At 69.4% G+C, this 14471-nt stretch carries 12 protein-coding genes; 5 read left to right on the forward strand and 7 right to left on the reverse strand.

Going from position 1 to position 14471, the window contains the following annotated elements; translation table 11 throughout:
• Nucleotides 1–8: 8 nt before the first annotated feature.
• A complete protein-coding gene (locus tag Q9R17_RS05770) occupies nucleotides 9–2414 on the forward strand; it encodes a TonB-dependent receptor (protein WP_308157479.1) in 2406 nt (801 codons plus the stop codon).
• On the opposite strand, the gene proC is transcribed toward Q9R17_RS05770, so the two are convergent.
• From proC to Q9R17_RS05805, 7 genes are read right to left on the reverse strand one after another with little or no spacing between them, the layout of a single operon-like run.
• A complete protein-coding gene (gene proC, locus Q9R17_RS05775; protein ID WP_308157480.1) occupies nucleotides 2408–3232 on the reverse strand; it encodes a pyrroline-5-carboxylate reductase in 825 nt (274 codons plus the stop codon). The genes Q9R17_RS05770 and proC overlap by 7 nt on opposite strands.
• Complete coding sequence (locus Q9R17_RS05780; RefSeq protein WP_308157481.1) at nucleotides 3229–5232, reverse strand: S9 family peptidase; 2004 nt, start codon at nucleotides 5230–5232, stop codon at nucleotides 3229–3231. The genes proC and Q9R17_RS05780 overlap by 4 nt, the downstream gene beginning before the upstream one ends.
• On the reverse strand, nucleotides 5229–6221 hold the full coding sequence (locus tag Q9R17_RS05785; protein WP_308157482.1) for an alpha/beta hydrolase: 993 nt from the start codon (nucleotides 6219–6221) through the stop codon (nucleotides 5229–5231). Before Q9R17_RS05785 ends, Q9R17_RS05780 begins: the two co-directional genes overlap by 4 nt.
• Nucleotides 6218–6856 carry an FMN-binding negative transcriptional regulator gene (locus Q9R17_RS05790; protein WP_308157483.1) on the reverse strand — a complete coding sequence of 213 codons (639 nt, stop codon included), beginning with the start codon at nucleotides 6854–6856 and terminating at the stop codon, nucleotides 6218–6220. The genes Q9R17_RS05785 and Q9R17_RS05790 overlap by 4 nt, the downstream gene beginning before the upstream one ends.
• The gene (locus Q9R17_RS05795) at nucleotides 6856–8295 is read right to left on the reverse strand and encodes an amidase family protein (RefSeq protein ID WP_308157484.1); all 1440 of its coding nucleotides are present in this window, start codon (nucleotides 8293–8295) and stop codon (nucleotides 6856–6858) included. Before Q9R17_RS05795 ends, Q9R17_RS05790 begins: the two co-directional genes overlap by 1 nt.
• On the reverse strand, nucleotides 8292–9827 hold the full coding sequence (locus Q9R17_RS05800; RefSeq protein WP_308157485.1) for an amino acid permease: 1536 nt from the start codon (nucleotides 9825–9827) through the stop codon (nucleotides 8292–8294). Before Q9R17_RS05800 ends, Q9R17_RS05795 begins: the two co-directional genes overlap by 4 nt.
• Before the next feature lie 22 nt (nucleotides 9828–9849).
• Complete coding sequence (locus Q9R17_RS05805; protein ID WP_308157486.1) at nucleotides 9850–12099, reverse strand: TonB-dependent receptor; 2250 nt, start codon at nucleotides 12097–12099, stop codon at nucleotides 9850–9852.
• Between the two features lie 271 nt (nucleotides 12100–12370).
• Here Q9R17_RS05805 and Q9R17_RS05810 point away from each other — a divergent pair, with 271 nt between their 5' ends.
• The 4 genes from Q9R17_RS05810 to Q9R17_RS05825 all read left to right on the forward strand — a co-directional run bounded on the left by Q9R17_RS05810 (nucleotide 12371) and on the right by Q9R17_RS05825 (nucleotide 14468).
• On the forward strand, nucleotides 12371–12868 hold the full coding sequence (locus Q9R17_RS05810; protein ID WP_308157487.1) for an Lrp/AsnC family transcriptional regulator: 498 nt from the start codon (nucleotides 12371–12373) through the stop codon (nucleotides 12866–12868).
• A 78-nt stretch (nucleotides 12869–12946) separates the two neighbouring features.
• Entirely contained in the window at nucleotides 12947–13198 is a 252-nt protein-coding gene (locus tag Q9R17_RS05815) for a hypothetical protein (protein ID WP_308157488.1), read from the forward strand.
• 71 nt (nucleotides 13199–13269) lie between these two features.
• A complete protein-coding gene (locus Q9R17_RS05820) occupies nucleotides 13270–13857 on the forward strand; it encodes a TetR/AcrR family transcriptional regulator (RefSeq protein ID WP_308157489.1) in 588 nt (195 codons plus the stop codon).
• 17 nt (nucleotides 13858–13874) lie between these two features.
• Entirely contained in the window at nucleotides 13875–14468 is a 594-nt protein-coding gene (locus Q9R17_RS05825; protein WP_308157490.1) for an HD domain-containing protein, read from the forward strand.
• The last annotated feature ends 3 nt before the right edge of the window (nucleotides 14469–14471 follow it).

Below are 14471 nucleotides of genomic sequence, written 5' to 3' on the forward strand. Positions count from 1 at the left end.
GACCCTGCATGACCCGCTCTCCCTCCCCGGCCCTGCGCCGGCTCGCGCCCGGCCTGCTGGCCGCCTGCCTGTGCACGGCCCTGCCGGCCCTGGCCCAGCCCACGCCAGCGCCCCGCACGATCCACGTCGCCGCCGGGCCGCTGGAACAGGCGCTCAACAGCCTGGCCCGGCAGACCGGCCTGCAGCTGCTGTTCCCGTCTGATGCCACCGCTGGCCGCAGTGCGCGGGCGCTGGACGGCACGCTGGCCCCGCGCGATGCCCTGCAGCAGCTGCTGGCAGGCCACCCGCTGCAGGCCGAGGAACGCAGCCCCGGCGTCTACGTGATCCGCGCCACCGCCCCGGCTGCCGCACCGCGTGCGCCGGCGCCGCCGACGGCCTCTGCGACCTCGCTGGCCCGGGTCACCGTGTCGGCCTCCACCGCGCGCATGCCGCAGGGCGAAACGGCCATGCCCAACACCATCACCGTGCTCACCCGCCAGGACATCGAGCAGCAGCTGGCGCTGGGCGCGGATGTGTCACGGCTGCTGTCCGCGCAGATTCCCGCCTTCGCGCCAGCGCGCGAGAAAATGTCCAACTACGGTGAAACGCTGCGCGGCCGCGGCATCCTGTACATGGTCGACGGCGTGCCGCAGTCCACGCCGCTGCGCGACGGCTCGCGCGATTCACACACCATCGACCCGGCGATGATCGAGCGCATCGAGGTGATCCACGGCGCCAACGCACTGCAGGGCATCGGCGGTACCGGCGGCATCGTCAACATCATCACCCGCAGCGCGCCGAGCGAGCCGGGCACGTTCATGCTCGACAGCACGCTGTCGCTGTCCACGGCCGCACCGCGCCGCAGCGATGACGACGGGCAGCGTGCCTCGGCGCTGATCGGCACGCGCGGCCGCCACCTCGACCTGGTCGCCGGCCTGGCCTACGAGCGCCAGGGCCTGTACTACGACGGCAAGGGCCGCGCCATCGGCACCAACGCGCAGGGCGAGCTGATGGATTCCACATCGTCGAACGTGTTCGCCAAGGTCGGCTGGAACTTCGACAACGGCCAGCGCCTGCAGTTGATGGCCAACCGCTATGAACTGCGCGGCCTGGACAACTACCTGGCCGTGAATGGCGACTACCGGCTGGGCAAGCCCACCGTGTCGGTGCGCGGCGACACGCCACTGGACCCGCCGATGAACCGCTCGCAGTCGCTGACCGTGGACTACAGCGCGCCCTCGCTGCTGGGCGGGCGCTTCCAGGCGCAGGCCTTCGCGGTGGATTTCGAAGGCCGCTACGGCGCCAGCCAGTGGGACCCGTGGGGCAATACCGGCGCCAACGCTGCCTGGGACCAGACCCAGAACGAATCGGACAAGCGCGGCTTCAAGCTGACCCAGGCCTGGCAGCGCATCGGCGGCAGCACGCTCGACCTGACCGTGGGCATCGACGGCCTGCGCGACCGCACCCACCAGGTGCTGCTGGCCAGCGGCATGAACTGGGTGCCGCAGACCACCTACCAGAGCCTGTCGCCGCTGCTGCAGGTGCACTGGTGGCCCACCGCGCACGTGCTGCTGTCCGGCGGGCTGCGCTATGAGAAGGGCGAGCTGGAGGTCGGCGATTACACGACCCTGCCGCGCTATGGCAGCCGCGCCGTGGCCGGCGGCAAGCCGACCATGAGCGAGACCCTGCCCAACCTCGGCGCGGTCTGGTACATCAACGACCGCCTCAACGCTTACGCGTCGTATTCGGAAGGCTACACCGTGGCCGATGTCGGCCGCGTGCTGCGCGCGATCACCCTTCCCGGCCAGCGCGTGGACAGCCTGGTGGACCTGTCCCCGGTGGTGTCCAACAACCGCGAAGTGGGCCTGGAATACGACGACGGCCGCTTCAGCGGCGACATCGCCTACTACATCTCCGAATCGGACCTGGGCTCGCTGCTGGTCTATGACGCCGGCATCGATGCCTACAACGTGCAGCGCCAGGCCACCAAGGTCGAAGGGCTGGAAACCAACCTGGCGGTGCGCCTGGGCGACAGCCGCGTCGGCCTGGGCTATGCGCGTGCCAATGGCCGCTACGATGCCGACCAGGATGGACGGCTGGACAGCGACCTGGCCGGGGTGAACATCGCGCCCAACCGCATGACCGCCTTCTGGGAACAGGCCTGGACGCATGCCTTCAGTACCCGCCTGCAGGCCAGCCGCGCCTTCGACCGTGACTTCAGTACCCGCGGCAAGGAAACCGCCCGCTTCAACGGCTACACCACGCTGGACCTGGTGGCGCGCTATGCGATGGACCAGCACGTGTTCACCCTGGGCGTGCAGAACCTGGCCAATACCCAGTACATCAGCTACTACTCGCAGACCACGCCCACCAACCCGAGCTATTTCTCCGGGCGTGGGCGCGTGCTCAAGCTGACCTGGCAGTACCGCTACTGAGCCGGCGGTGTGGCCAGTGCCCGGCTGCGGGCACTGGCCGCAGCCACGGCGTCATCCACCTGCTGCGGCCACCCGGCCTGCTGCAACACGGCGATGGCCGCCTCGGTGGTACCGCCGGGCGAGGTCACGCGTTCGCGCAGCTGCGCCGGCAGCAGATCGGTTTCATCCAGCATGCGCGCCGCCCCCAGCAGGGTCTGCGTGACCAGCTGCCGCGCGGTGTCCGCCGGCAGCCCGCGCGATGCGGCGGCGTGCTGCATCGCTTCGGCCAGCAGGCACAGATAGGCCGGGCCGCTGCCGGCCACTGCCGTCACCAGATCCATCTGCGCTTCATCGTGCAGCCACAGCGTCGCACCAGCGCCGCTGAACACTGCCTCGATCTGCGCCCTCTGCCCGGCATCCAGCACCCCGGCCGCGTGCAGCGCAGTGATGCCGGCACCGATCGCCGCCGGCTGGTTCGGCATGCTGCGCACCACTGTGTCGATACCCAGCCACTGCTGCAGCGACGCAAGCGTGACGCCCGCCATGATCGAGATCACCTGCGGGCGCTGGCGCACGGCCAGCATGGACAGTGACTGGCAGACCTCATGCGCCACCTGTGGCTTCACCGCCAATACCCACACCGGTGCCTGCCGCACGGCATCCGCCGCCTGCGCGTACACGCTGACCCCCAGCTGCGTGGCCAGTGCCTCACGCGCGTTCGCCAGCGGATCGGCCACGGCGATCCGTGCTGGTGGCGTGCCCCGCCGCAGCAGGCCCTCCACCAGGCAGCGCGCCATCTGCCCGCCACCGATGAAGGCGATCTCCACGGCGTGGCTCATCGCGGGCGCTCCACGCCCAGCTGCGTATCCAGCCAGTCCAGCACCCGCTGCTGCACATCGCGCCCGTGCGCCTGTTCGAAGAACCAGTGCGGGCCACGCGGGTAGGTCACCATCTGCACCGGTGTTCCGCTGAAGCGCAACGCGCGGTACAGCATCTCGCCCTGCGCCAGCGGCACGCGCTTGTCCTGCTCGCCATGCAGGATCAGCACCGGCACGCGGATGCGGTCGGCATGGCGGATGGGCGAATGCGCATCGTAGGTGGCACGGTGGGCCAGCGGATCGCCGAAGTAGCCGGGCAGATAATCGGGGGTGTCGGTGGTCAGCGCCATCGCCCCGATGTCGATCACCCCGGCACCCACGATCGCCGTGCGGAATCGCGTGCTCTGCGTGACCGCCCATGCCGCCATGTAGCCACCGTAGCTCCAGCCGCCGATGGCCAGCCGCTGCGGATCGATCACGCCCTCGCGCTCGAGCATGTCCACGCCATCGAGGATGTCCTGGAAGTCGCCGCCCCCCCAGTCGTTGCGCGCCATTTCCGTAAAGGCCGCGCCACCACCTTCGGACCCGCGGGGATTGGGCAGGAACACCGCATAGCCGTGCGTGGCCAGCAGCTGCGCCCAGTCATGCCATGACCCCAGCCAGCCCGACCACCATGCCCAGGCCGGCCCGCCATGGCCCTGCACCAGCGTGGGCAGCGGCGTGCCCGGCTTCCAGCCCGGCGGGGTCACCAGCAGGCCGGTGATGGGCAGGCCATCGCGCGAGGATGTCCAGGCCAACTCGCGAACCTGCCCGTGCGCCCAGCCCGCCACTTCCGGGTGGGTCGTGGTACGCGCGGCCAGCGCCGTGCCATCGAACGTCCACACCTCGGTCGGCTGGTCATCGGCGATGCCCAGGTAGGCGGTGCGGCCGGTACGCGAGGTGCTCAGTGCCGCGAACGGAATCTGCGGACGTGCCACTTCCTGCCAGCGGCCATCGCGGGCCTGCAGGCGCAGGAAGGCACCGCGCACGCCGCGCTGGCCCAGGCCGACCAGGGTGCGCGCATCCTGCCAGCGCGCCTGCCACAGCGTGCCCTTCCAGTCGCCTGCCAGCACCACGCGGTCGCCACTGGCGATGTCCTGCACGGTCAACGCCGCCACCATGCCGTGCTCGCCCAGATGGCCATACAGCAGACGGCGGCCATCGGGCGACCACTGCAACGGGTGGGCGGACGCCCGCGGTTCCAGCACCTTCACCAGCGCGCCGGTGGCGGCATCCACCAGCACCACGCGCGAGCGGTACCAGTAGTCATTGAGCGTGGTGCCCTCGGACACGCGCAGCGCCAGCGTGCGGCCATCCGGCGCCCAGGCCAGGTCATGTACCTGGGTTCCCACCGCGCTGAGCGCGCGGGTGGCACCGCTGCGCAGGTCACGCAGCCATGCCCGTGCGAACCGTGTGGGTTGTTCCACCACCGCGGCATCATCACGCGCATCGCGCCGCGCCACCTCCGCCGGGCTGGGCGCATCAGTGGCGATGTAGGCGATGCGCGCGCCATCGGCGCTCACCTCGAAGGCCGATACCGCACCTGCTGAACGGGTCAGCGGCTCCGCCGCCGTGCCCTGTGTGTCCAGCCGCCATACCTGGGTATCGGCCGTGTCCGCTGCCGCGCTGCCCGCCGGCAGCGGTCGATTGGACAGGACATCCAGGAAGCGGCCATCGGCACGCCAGCGCGGGTGTTCCTCGTTGGCGCCGTCCGGGGCCGGCAGCGCGATGGCCGCCCCGCTGCCGGACGCCGGTACGCGCCAGATGCGGCTCAGCGGCGGCCGGCCCTGGTCCTGCGGTGTTCCCACCGTGTAGGCGATCCAGCGGCCCTGCGGATCGATCTGCGGATCGCCGACGGCCTTCAGGCGCATGATCATGTCCGGCGTCGGCACCACCGCCGCCGGCCGATCGGCCGCCTGTGCGGTCCAGGCCATACCGGCGCACAGGCAGGCAACAAGCATCCGGGGCAGCAGTGGCATCATGCGGCGGGTTCCTCCTGTCGGGTATCGCTCAGATGATGGCGCATCCATTCCGCGCCGCGGGCGATGGCATCCTGCGCCTGCGTGGACACCGCCATGGCCTCGATGAAACTGTGTGGTGCACCGGCATAGATCCGCGTCTGCACCCGCACCCCCGCTTCTGCCAGGCGCTCGGCCATGGCCTGGTTCTGCTCGGCCAGCACGTCACGGTCGCCCCACAGCAACAGCGCCGGTGGCAGCGCATGCAGCGCCGCCTGCAGCGGTGCCGACAGGGGCGTGGCCACCTGCTCGGCCCCCGGGCCCAGGTAGGCCTGCCAGAACGCATCCATTTCCTCGCCGCTGAGCATGTCATCGGCCGTGCCCAGGGTGGCGCGTGCGACGGCCGACAGTACCGGCGTCCACGCACCGTAGTTCAGTACCAGCGCACGGACATGCTGCAGCTGCCCGGCCAGGCGCAGCCGCAGCGCGGTGGCCACGGCCAGGTTGGCGCCGGCCGAATCACCGGCCAGCACCACGCGCGTGCCATCGATGCCCAGGTCGGCACCGTGCGTGCGCAGCCATTCCAGTGCGATCACCGCCTGGTCCAGTGCCGCCGGGTACGGATGTTCCGGCGCCAGGCTGTAATCGATCGCCACCACCGGCAACCCGGTGGCCGCCGCATACTCGCGCAGCAGGCGGTCGTGGGTATCCAGCCCGAACAGGCACCAGCCCCCGCCATGCAGGTACACCAGGGCCGGCTGTGGCGCGGTGGGCGCCGTCTGCGGGTACAGCACACGCACGCCGAAGCTGCCGTGGGGCGACCCCAGCCGCACATCCATCGCCTCGCGCATCACGGGCCCACCTTCGCGCCAGGGCGCGCGCGCCAGCGACGCGATGGCACGCTGTTCGGGCCAGCCCAGCGTGCGCCCGGCGCGCAGCCGTGCACCTTCGGTGCAGACCGCTTCGATGAACTGGCGGATCTGCGGGTCCAGCGCGTCCAGGCTGCGGCTCATGCGCGATCCTCCGCCGCGCCGGCGAAATCCTGCATCCATGCCACCAGCGCGTGCTCGCCACCGGCCTGCAGGCCCAGCAGCAGCTGGGCGAAATCGTGGCGGGCTTCATCCTGGCCCAGCTTGAAGGTGGCCCGCACCTCGCGGACCACCCCGCGCAGGACCACCACGCCGCTGGCCAGCCGTGCATAGCGCCCGCCCATTTCCGGCAGCGACCACGCCTTGGGGCGGCCGGTTTCCATCTGCGTGATCAACGCATCCAGTTCGTCGCGGATGTCATCCGCTTCCGCGCTCACTGCCACGTCCAGGTCGAACATGGCCGCGGCATAGTTCCAGCTCGGCGCCTGCGTGCGGTCGTCCAGCCAGCTGGGCGAGACATAGGCATGCGGGCCCATCAGCAGCGCCTGCGCGCGGCCATCGCGCAGCAACCGCGCCACATGCGGGTTGCGCAGGGCCAGGTGGCCGCGCAGGGCCACCAGTACGCCCTCTGCATCGCACTCGGCGCGCAATGGCAGCGGCGTGAACGCCGCATCCTCGCCACCGGCAGACACCAGCCAGGCGAACGGCTGCTCGGCCAGCAGGCGCAGTACATCCTCGCCGTGGCGCGCCGCATAGCGGCTGTCGCGGGCATGTCCCATCAGTACGTCTCCTTCAAGGCGGCGGCCACGGAAATGCGTGGCCAATGGTCGTGCCACGGCACGGCCTGTTCGATCTGTGCCGCCAACTGCAGCAGCATCGCTTCCTGCCCACGGTCGGCGGCGAACTGCACGCCCACCGGCAGCCCATCGGCCTGGCCCAGCGGCAGGGAGATGGCGGGCGTACCGGCCAGGTTCTGCAGCGGGGTGTAGCTGATCCACTGGAACATCGCCGGCAGCACGCTGTCGAAATCACGATCGGGGGCCAGTTCGCCCAGCAGCGGTGGCGGCGTGCGCACGGTAGGCGTCAGCAACACATCGAAGCGCTGGTGGAAGGCGGCGAAGGCGGCGGGCAGTTCAGCCACGATGCGGTAGGCCTGCTCCAGTTCGGCCACGCCGCAACGCGCGCGGTGGTACTGGGCCAGGCCGTGCGTCCACGGCTCCAGCGACAGCGTCGCGAATTCGTCCCCGCCCTGTGCGGTGGCCAGCTCGACCGCATCCTGGCCCAGCCGCGACCACAGCGTATGCAGCGCCTGCCAGATGCCATCGGCAGGTAGCGGATAGCTTGTCTTCTCCACCGCATGGCCCAGCGAGACGCACAGCGTGGCCACCCGGTCCAGCACGGCCGCTACCGCCGGATGCGGCTCCAGCCCGGCCAGCGAGGTGCTGATGATCCCCACGCGCAGCGGGCCGGGCGGGCGCAACAATGCATCGACCGGCAGCGTGGGCTGCGGATGCGCCGCAGCGAACGCCCAGGCGGTATCACGCACGCTGCGCGACATCAGGCTGTCGGCCACGATCAGGTCTTCGATGGCGTGGCGCCCGCGCACCGCCACCGTGGTGCCACGGCCGGGCTTGAGGCCGACCACGCCGCAGGCCGAGGCCGGAATGCGGATCGAACCGGCACCATCACTCCCATGGGCCAGCGGCACGATGCCGGCCGCCAGTGCGGCACCGGCACCGCCGCTGGACCCGCCCGGCGAATGCGTCGGCTGCCAGGGATTGCGGGTGACCGGGCCCAGCAACGGTTCGGTGGAGCCCATCAGCCCGAATTCGGGCATCGCGCTCTTGCCGATGGCCACCAGCCCGGCGCGGTCGAAACGCTGTGCGAACGGCGGCGCCTCCAGCGCGGGCAGACTGGTGCGCGAACGCGAGCCCCCGCGCGTGGGCATGCCCGGGTAGCGCAGGGAATCCTTCGGCAGCCACGCCACGCCGGCCATCGGTGCGCTGCGCTCGATGCGCCCGGCCCGGTCCAGGGCCGCGTCGAAATCCACATGGCTCAACGCTCCCAGCGCCGGGTCCAGGTGCCGCGCACGCACGATGGCCGCCGCGGTCAGTTCACGTGGCGACACCTCGCCACGGCGCACCAGCGCGTACTGGTCATGCGCATCCAGGCAGCCCAGCTGCAGGGCCTGGGCCAGCGGAAACTCATCAGGAATCATGCCGTCGTGTCCTGTACCTGCCGGCGCGCACGGCGCTGGCCATAACCGAGATAAAGCGCCGCACCCACCAGCACGTAGCCCAGCAGGATGCTGGCCGGCAGCAGATCGCCACGGCGCACCTGCGCCACCATGTCCCCCAGCACCGGGGCCATCATCGCCAGGCACATCACGATGCCCAGCACCGGCACCACGCCCAGCCACACCCGGCCGATGCGCACGCCGCCCAGCGGCACGCGGAAGCCACCACGCAGTTCCGGCCGGGTTGAGCGCAGCCACATCACCGCGATGCACACCACGATGAACGCCGAGGCGATGCCCAGGCAGATCAGGTCACCCAGGATGCTGATCGGCAGCAGCGCGGCCAGCAGCGCACTGGCACTGCCGAAGGCCACGCTGGCCAGCCACGGCGTACCCAGCCGCGGATGCACGCGGGTGAAGAATGCCGGCAGCAGTCCGTCGCGGGCGATGCTCAGGCTGATGCGCGACGCGCCGTAGGCATTGGCCAGCAGCACCGAGCCCAGGCCGGTCAGCGCACCGATCTTGATCAGTACCGCAAAGCCCGGCCAGCCGATGCGGTCCACCGCCAATGCCACCGGATCGGGCACGCCCAGTTCGCGGAACGGCACCAACCCGGTCAGCACCGCACCGGCAGCGATGTACAACACCGTGCACACCACCAGCGAACCGAGAATGCCCACCGGCACATCGCGCCGCGGCTGGCGCGCTTCCGCTGCCGCCATGGACACCGTTTCAAACCCCAGGTAGGCAAAGAACAGCATCGCCGCCGCGCGCAGCACGCCGGGCCAACCGTAGGCGAAACCGCCCTCGTTGGCGGGCAGGAACGGCTGCCAGTGCGCGGTGTCGATGAACTGCACGCCGACCGCGATGAAGGCCAGCAGCACGGCGATCTTGATCAGCACCAGCACCAGGTTGGCCAGCGCCGAGCGTCCCACCCCGGCAATCTGCACCGCCGCGGCAGCCAGCACGGCCAGTGCCGCCACCAGGTTGATGCCGCCGCTGAAGGACAGCACGGTATGCCCGCCCTGCGCGCTGGCCACCACGCTGGAGGTGGCCAGCGCCAAGGGCACCTGCACGTGCAGATCGCCCAGCAGGCTGGTCAGGTAACCGGCGAAACCGGCGGCCACTGCGGCGGCGGCCAGCAGGTATTCCAGGATCACCATCCACGCCAGCGCCCAGGCCGCGCCCTCGCCCAGCGTCACCTGGCAGTACGAATACGCCGAGCCGGACACCGGGATGACCGAGGACAGTTCGGCATAGCACAGGCCGGTGAAGCCGCAGGCCAGCGCGGCCAGCACGAAGGCCAGCACCACCGCCGGCCCGGCGAAGCTGGCCGCGGCGGTGCCGGTCACCACGTAGATGCCGGCGCCCAGGATGTTGGCCACGCCCAGCACCAGCAGGCTGCCTGCACCCAGCCGGCGGTGCAGGCCGGCGCGTTCGCCATCGGCCACCACCGCTTCCAGGGATTTGCGCCGGGCCGCCAGCTGCCAGCGCCCGATCGGACGAACGTTCACGCCAGTGCTCCGATCCATCGCGTCAGTAACGCCAGTGCACGGTCACGCCGACGGTACGCGGGCGTACCAGCCCTTCGCCGATACCATTGGTTTCGGTCACCGACCGGGTGATGCCACGCTTGTCGGTCAGGTTGCTGCCGAACAGGGTGACGTCGGTGGTGCCGAAGGTCATGCGGTAACGCAGGTCGAACAGGTTGTAGTTGCCCTGCCGGTTCGGGGTGATGCCCGGCACCGCCGAATTGAGATCGCTGATGCCGCTGCCCACGTACTGGTGCGACAGCGACAGCGTGGGCGAGAACCGCGCATCGAAATGCCAGGTGAGCAGGTTGCTGACCGTCCAGTCGGCCGACCCCGGCAGCTGCGATCCCTTCGGTGCGGTGCCGTAGTAGAGGATGAACAGATCCTCATCCAGGCGCGCGCGCTGCCAGGTGGCCGAGGCCTGCCATTCAAACGCATCCACCGGCCGCCAGGTCGTGGACAGTTCGATGCCACGGCTGTAGGCCTTGCCGCCATTGCTGGCGTAGTTGAACAGGTCCGGGGTCTGCAGGCGCAGCTGGATGTCCTTCCAGTCCACGTAGAACAGCGTGGCATCGACCAGCAGGCGGCCACCGGCCCAGCGGGTGCGCGTGCCCAGTTCGTAGTTCACCAGGCTGTCGCTCTTCGAACCGGACGGCACCGGGTAGGCACTCAGGCCGGCCGTGTTCGGTTCGCCAAAGCGGAAGCCTTCGGACACCAGGCCGTAGACCATCACATCCGGCGTCACCTGCCAGGTCAGCGACACCTTCGGGTTGAAGCCGTCTTCCTTGGTTTCCTGCGTGGAGATCTTCGGTGCGCCGGGATAGGTGGAGAAGCCCACCTGCGTGCTGACGGTGCGCACCTTGTTGCGGAACAGGCGGCCACCGACGGTCAGTTTCCACTGGTCGTTGAAGTGGACGCTGCCCTCGCCGAACAGCGCGGCTTCCGAGCCGGACAGATCGGTCAGGAAGCTGTTGAAGATCTGCCCGTCCGGGGCGATCACCGCACCACTGCCCGGGCCATACAGCGGCGAGCGGTTGAACGCGCCGGCCGCGCCTTCGGCGCCCAGCTGCTCATGCAGCGACTTGTCCGAATCGAAGTACATGCCGCCCACCAGCCAGTCGATGCGGCCACCGGGCTTGGAGGCCAGCCGCAGCTCGATGCTCTTGCCCGTGCTTTCACCGCCGGAAGCGATGTACAGTGGCGCGGTCAGGTCCAGGCCCAGGTCCGCGTTGTAGGCCGCGCGCACCGGCGTGTAATCGAAGCGCCAGTCCTGCTTCTTCTTCTGGTAGGCCAGCAGCGCGGTCAGGTCGGCAAAGCCCAGGTCCTGGTCCAGCCGCAGGCTGTGCACGCTCACCTTGGTGTGGGTGAATTCGGGCAGCGCCGTGCGACGTTGCAGATCACCCAGCCCGGCGATGCGGTAGCTGTTGTCGTCGCTGTCGCTGTTCTGCAGCAGGCTCAGCCAGGTCAGCGTGGTGCCTTCGTTGGGCGTCAGCACCACCGACAGGCGGCCACCGTCGAGCGTGCTGGTGTTGGACCCCCGGGTGCCGGTGCCGATGTTGTCCAGGAAGCCGGGGTCATCGCGGTACTGCGCCACGGCGCGCACGGCCAGCAGGTCCTGCTTGATCGGCACGTTCACCATCGCCTTGGCCGCAAAGCCCACGTCGGCATTCTTGGTCTGGCTCAACGTCGCCTCGGCCGCCGCATCGAAGCCACTGGCATCGGCTACGTTGGCCACGTAGTTCACCGCGCCGCCCATCGAGGCCGAGCCGAACAACGTGCCCTGCGGCCCGCGCAGCACTTCCACCCGGTTGAGGTCGAACGCATCGATATCGGGAATGGCGATGGTCCAGCCCGGCTCGGTCAGCGGCACTTCGTTGAGGAAGTAGCCGGTGGTCGGCTGGCCCTGCACATTGCCCGAGCTGGTGGCGATGCCACGCATCACCACGTGCGAAACGCCCGGCTGGTAGTTGTTGAACACCACGCCCGGCGTGCGCTGGATGTAGTCGGCCAGCGACTGCGCGCCGATGTCCTGCAGCTGCTGGTCGGTGACCGCCGAAACGGAGCCGGCGATCTCGCGCACCGATTCCTTCAGCTTGCCGGCGGTCACCACGATGGTGTCCAGGGTCTTGGCAGGATCGCCCTGTGCGGGCGGTGCGGCCTCCTGCGCCCAGGCGGGGCTGGCGGCCAGCAGGCCCAGGCAACAGGCGCGGCGGATGCTACGGGTAAGTGGGCGAAGACGGAAATGCGACGACATGGCACGGTCCCCCAGGTGGCGATGGACGTGGCCGCCAGCGCGTTGTCACGCGCCGCAGCCAACATGGCTGAGGTCGAGTGAAAGTGAAAACGGCCATCGCTGTCCAGCAGAATCAACGGGGTACGCACTGGCGGCAAATCATTGATTGAACTATGGTTATTTTCCGAAAAGCCGAAGATTCGGGCGATATGCGCGGTGAAATACGCAGGATCTGCGGTAGGGGCCTGCAAATTGCGAACAACCTGCGGCACCTCGCCGCACCGGGACTCGAATGAACGCCAAGACGCTGGACCGTACCGACCTGAAGATCCTCGACGTGCTGCAGCAGGATGCACGCATCACCAACCAGGCCCTGGCCGAACGCGTGGCCCTTTCCCCCAGTGCCTGCCTGGCGCGCGTGCGCACGCTGGAATCACGCGGGCTCATCCGGGGCTACCGCGCGCACGTGGCCGTGGACCGCATCCGCTCGGCCACGGTGGTGCTGGCACTGGTGGCCTTCAAGCAGCACGCCCTGGAGGAATTCACCGAGTTCGACCGGCGCATCCTGGCGATGCCCGAAGTGGTCGAAGCCAGCCGCATCTCCGGTTCCTACGACTACCTGCTGCGGGTGATCGTCAACGATGTGCACCACTGGAAGGACGTCGCGCGCCTGCTGCTGGGCGGTGACTACGGCGTGGAGAAAATCGTCTCGCAGTTCCTGATGGACGAGGTCAAGCCGTTCAGCGGCTACCCGCTGGTAGGCGGCAGCACCGGCAAGCCCGTGCGCTGACGCAGGCTCGACATGGCCGCCACCTGCCCATGATCCGGCGCAGGCTAGGCTGCCATCGGACTTCCCAGCCCTGCCCCCATGAGCGATACCGGTGTTTTTCGAATCCTCGAACTGCAGTACCTGCCCGATGCCAACGGCCGGCCCCTGCGCGCCTTGAGCGTGCAGGCCCGCTGCGCGGCCTGCGGTACGTTCAGTGCCTGGCGCGAGCAGGACATCGAGCACCTGCCCGGCGGGACCGTGCTGGCCTGCCCGGCCTGCGGCGTGCGTCAGGCGATCAGCAACGCCCGGCTGTCCAGCGGCCGTCAGGCTGTACGGCACCGCACCGACTGAAGGTGCTGCATTGCCCCGAATCCTACCAACTGGTAGATTGGCAACCCGGATCGACCGTGGTGCCCCCTGCCATGCCTGCAGAATTATCCCCCAAAGCCGCCGAGATCGTGGCCTATACCCGCACGTTGCTGGAAGCGGGTGGCTACAACAGCTTCAGCTACGCCGACATCGCCGCACAGGTGAACATCAGCAAGGCCAGCATCCACCACCATTTCCCCAGCAAGGTGGATCTGGTGCGCGAGGTGGTGGCCCGCTACCGCGCCGAGGCCCGTACGGGCCTGTCGCTGCTGGAGCGCCAGCTGGACAACCCGCTGGGTGAGCTGACCGCCTACGCCGACTACTGGTCCACCTGCATCGCCGGTGGCACGTCCTCGTTCTGCATCGGCGCGATGCTGGCGGCCGAGCTGCCCACCCTGCCTGCGGAAGTGGCCGTGGAGGTACGCGGGCACTTCGATGATCTCAGCGGCTGGCTCACCACCACGATGGAACGCGGCAGCGCGCGCCACCAGCTGCGGTTGCAGGGCACGCCGCAGGTGGAAGCGCGCATGTTCATGGCATCGGTGCATGGTGCGATGCTTGCCGCACGCGGGCTGGGCGATCCGCTGGCCTTCGAATCGCTGGTGCGCGTGGCCATCCACCGCCTTGCCTCCACCGCCTGAACGTCCGGAACAGCCCCATGGCAACCACGCCCCTGCAACAGCAACTGGCCTTCCTGCGCGAAATCGACCAGCTCAAATCGGTCGTGCGGCAATCACCACTGCTCGACCGCAGCCGCCGCGAGAACTCGGCCGAGCACTCCTGGCACCTGGCGCTGTATGCCCTGGTACTGGCCGAACATGCCGCCCAGGCCGTGGATGTCAGCCGGGTGCTGAGCATGCTCCTGCTGCATGACATCGTGGAAATCGACGTGGGTGACATGCCCATCCACGGCGGCACCTCCGCCACGCTGCAGGCGCAGCAGGAAGCGGTTGCCGCCGAGCGCCTGTTCGGCCTGCTGCCGCAACCGCAGGGCGCCCGCCTGCTGGCACTGTGGCAGGAGTTCGAGCAGGCGCAGAGCGCCGACGCGAAATTCGCCAAGGCACTGGACCGCCTGCAGCCCCTGCTGGTGAACGTGTTCACCGGTGGTGGCACCTGGACGGAAAACGGCGTATCGATGGAACAGGTGATCGCGCGCTACGGCCCGGTCATCCGCGACGGTGCCCCCAGCCTGTGGGCGGCATGCGAGCCGTGGGTCGCCCAGCACTTCCAGGGCCAGCCGGTTTCCGGTTGACCC

It is taken from the genome of Stenotrophomonas sp. 24(2023), from assembly GCF_030913365.1.
Taxonomy (GTDB): domain Bacteria; phylum Pseudomonadota; class Gammaproteobacteria; order Xanthomonadales; family Xanthomonadaceae; genus Stenotrophomonas.

Bases quoted from the DNA above. Each gene is read 5' to 3' on its own strand.
- Q9R17_RS05770 (WP_308157479.1), top strand. From the start codon at position 9: ATGACCCGCTCTCCCTCCCCGGCCCTGCGCCGGCTCGCGCCCGGCCTG.
- proC (WP_308157480.1), bottom strand. From the start codon at position 3,232: ATGAGCCACGCCGTGGAGATCGCCTTCATCGGTGGCGGGCAGATGGCG.
- Q9R17_RS05780 (WP_308157481.1), bottom strand. From the start codon at position 5,232: ATGATGCCACTGCTGCCCCGGATGCTTGTTGCCTGCCTGTGCGCCGGT.
- Q9R17_RS05785 (WP_308157482.1), bottom strand. From the start codon at position 6,221: ATGAGCCGCAGCCTGGACGCGCTGGACCCGCAGATCCGCCAGTTCATC.
- Q9R17_RS05790 (WP_308157483.1), bottom strand. From the start codon at position 6,856: ATGGGACATGCCCGCGACAGCCGCTATGCGGCGCGCCACGGCGAGGAT.
- Q9R17_RS05795 (WP_308157484.1), bottom strand. From the start codon at position 8,295: ATGATTCCTGATGAGTTTCCGCTGGCCCAGGCCCTGCAGCTGGGCTGC.
- Q9R17_RS05805 (WP_308157486.1), bottom strand. From the start codon at position 12,099: ATGTCGTCGCATTTCCGTCTTCGCCCACTTACCCGTAGCATCCGCCGC.
- Q9R17_RS05810 (WP_308157487.1), top strand. From the start codon at position 12,371: ATGAACGCCAAGACGCTGGACCGTACCGACCTGAAGATCCTCGACGTG.
- Q9R17_RS05815 (WP_308157488.1), top strand. From the start codon at position 12,947: ATGAGCGATACCGGTGTTTTTCGAATCCTCGAACTGCAGTACCTGCCC.
- Q9R17_RS05820 (WP_308157489.1), top strand. From the start codon at position 13,270: ATGCCTGCAGAATTATCCCCCAAAGCCGCCGAGATCGTGGCCTATACC.
- Q9R17_RS05825 (WP_308157490.1), top strand. From the start codon at position 13,875: ATGGCAACCACGCCCCTGCAACAGCAACTGGCCTTCCTGCGCGAAATC.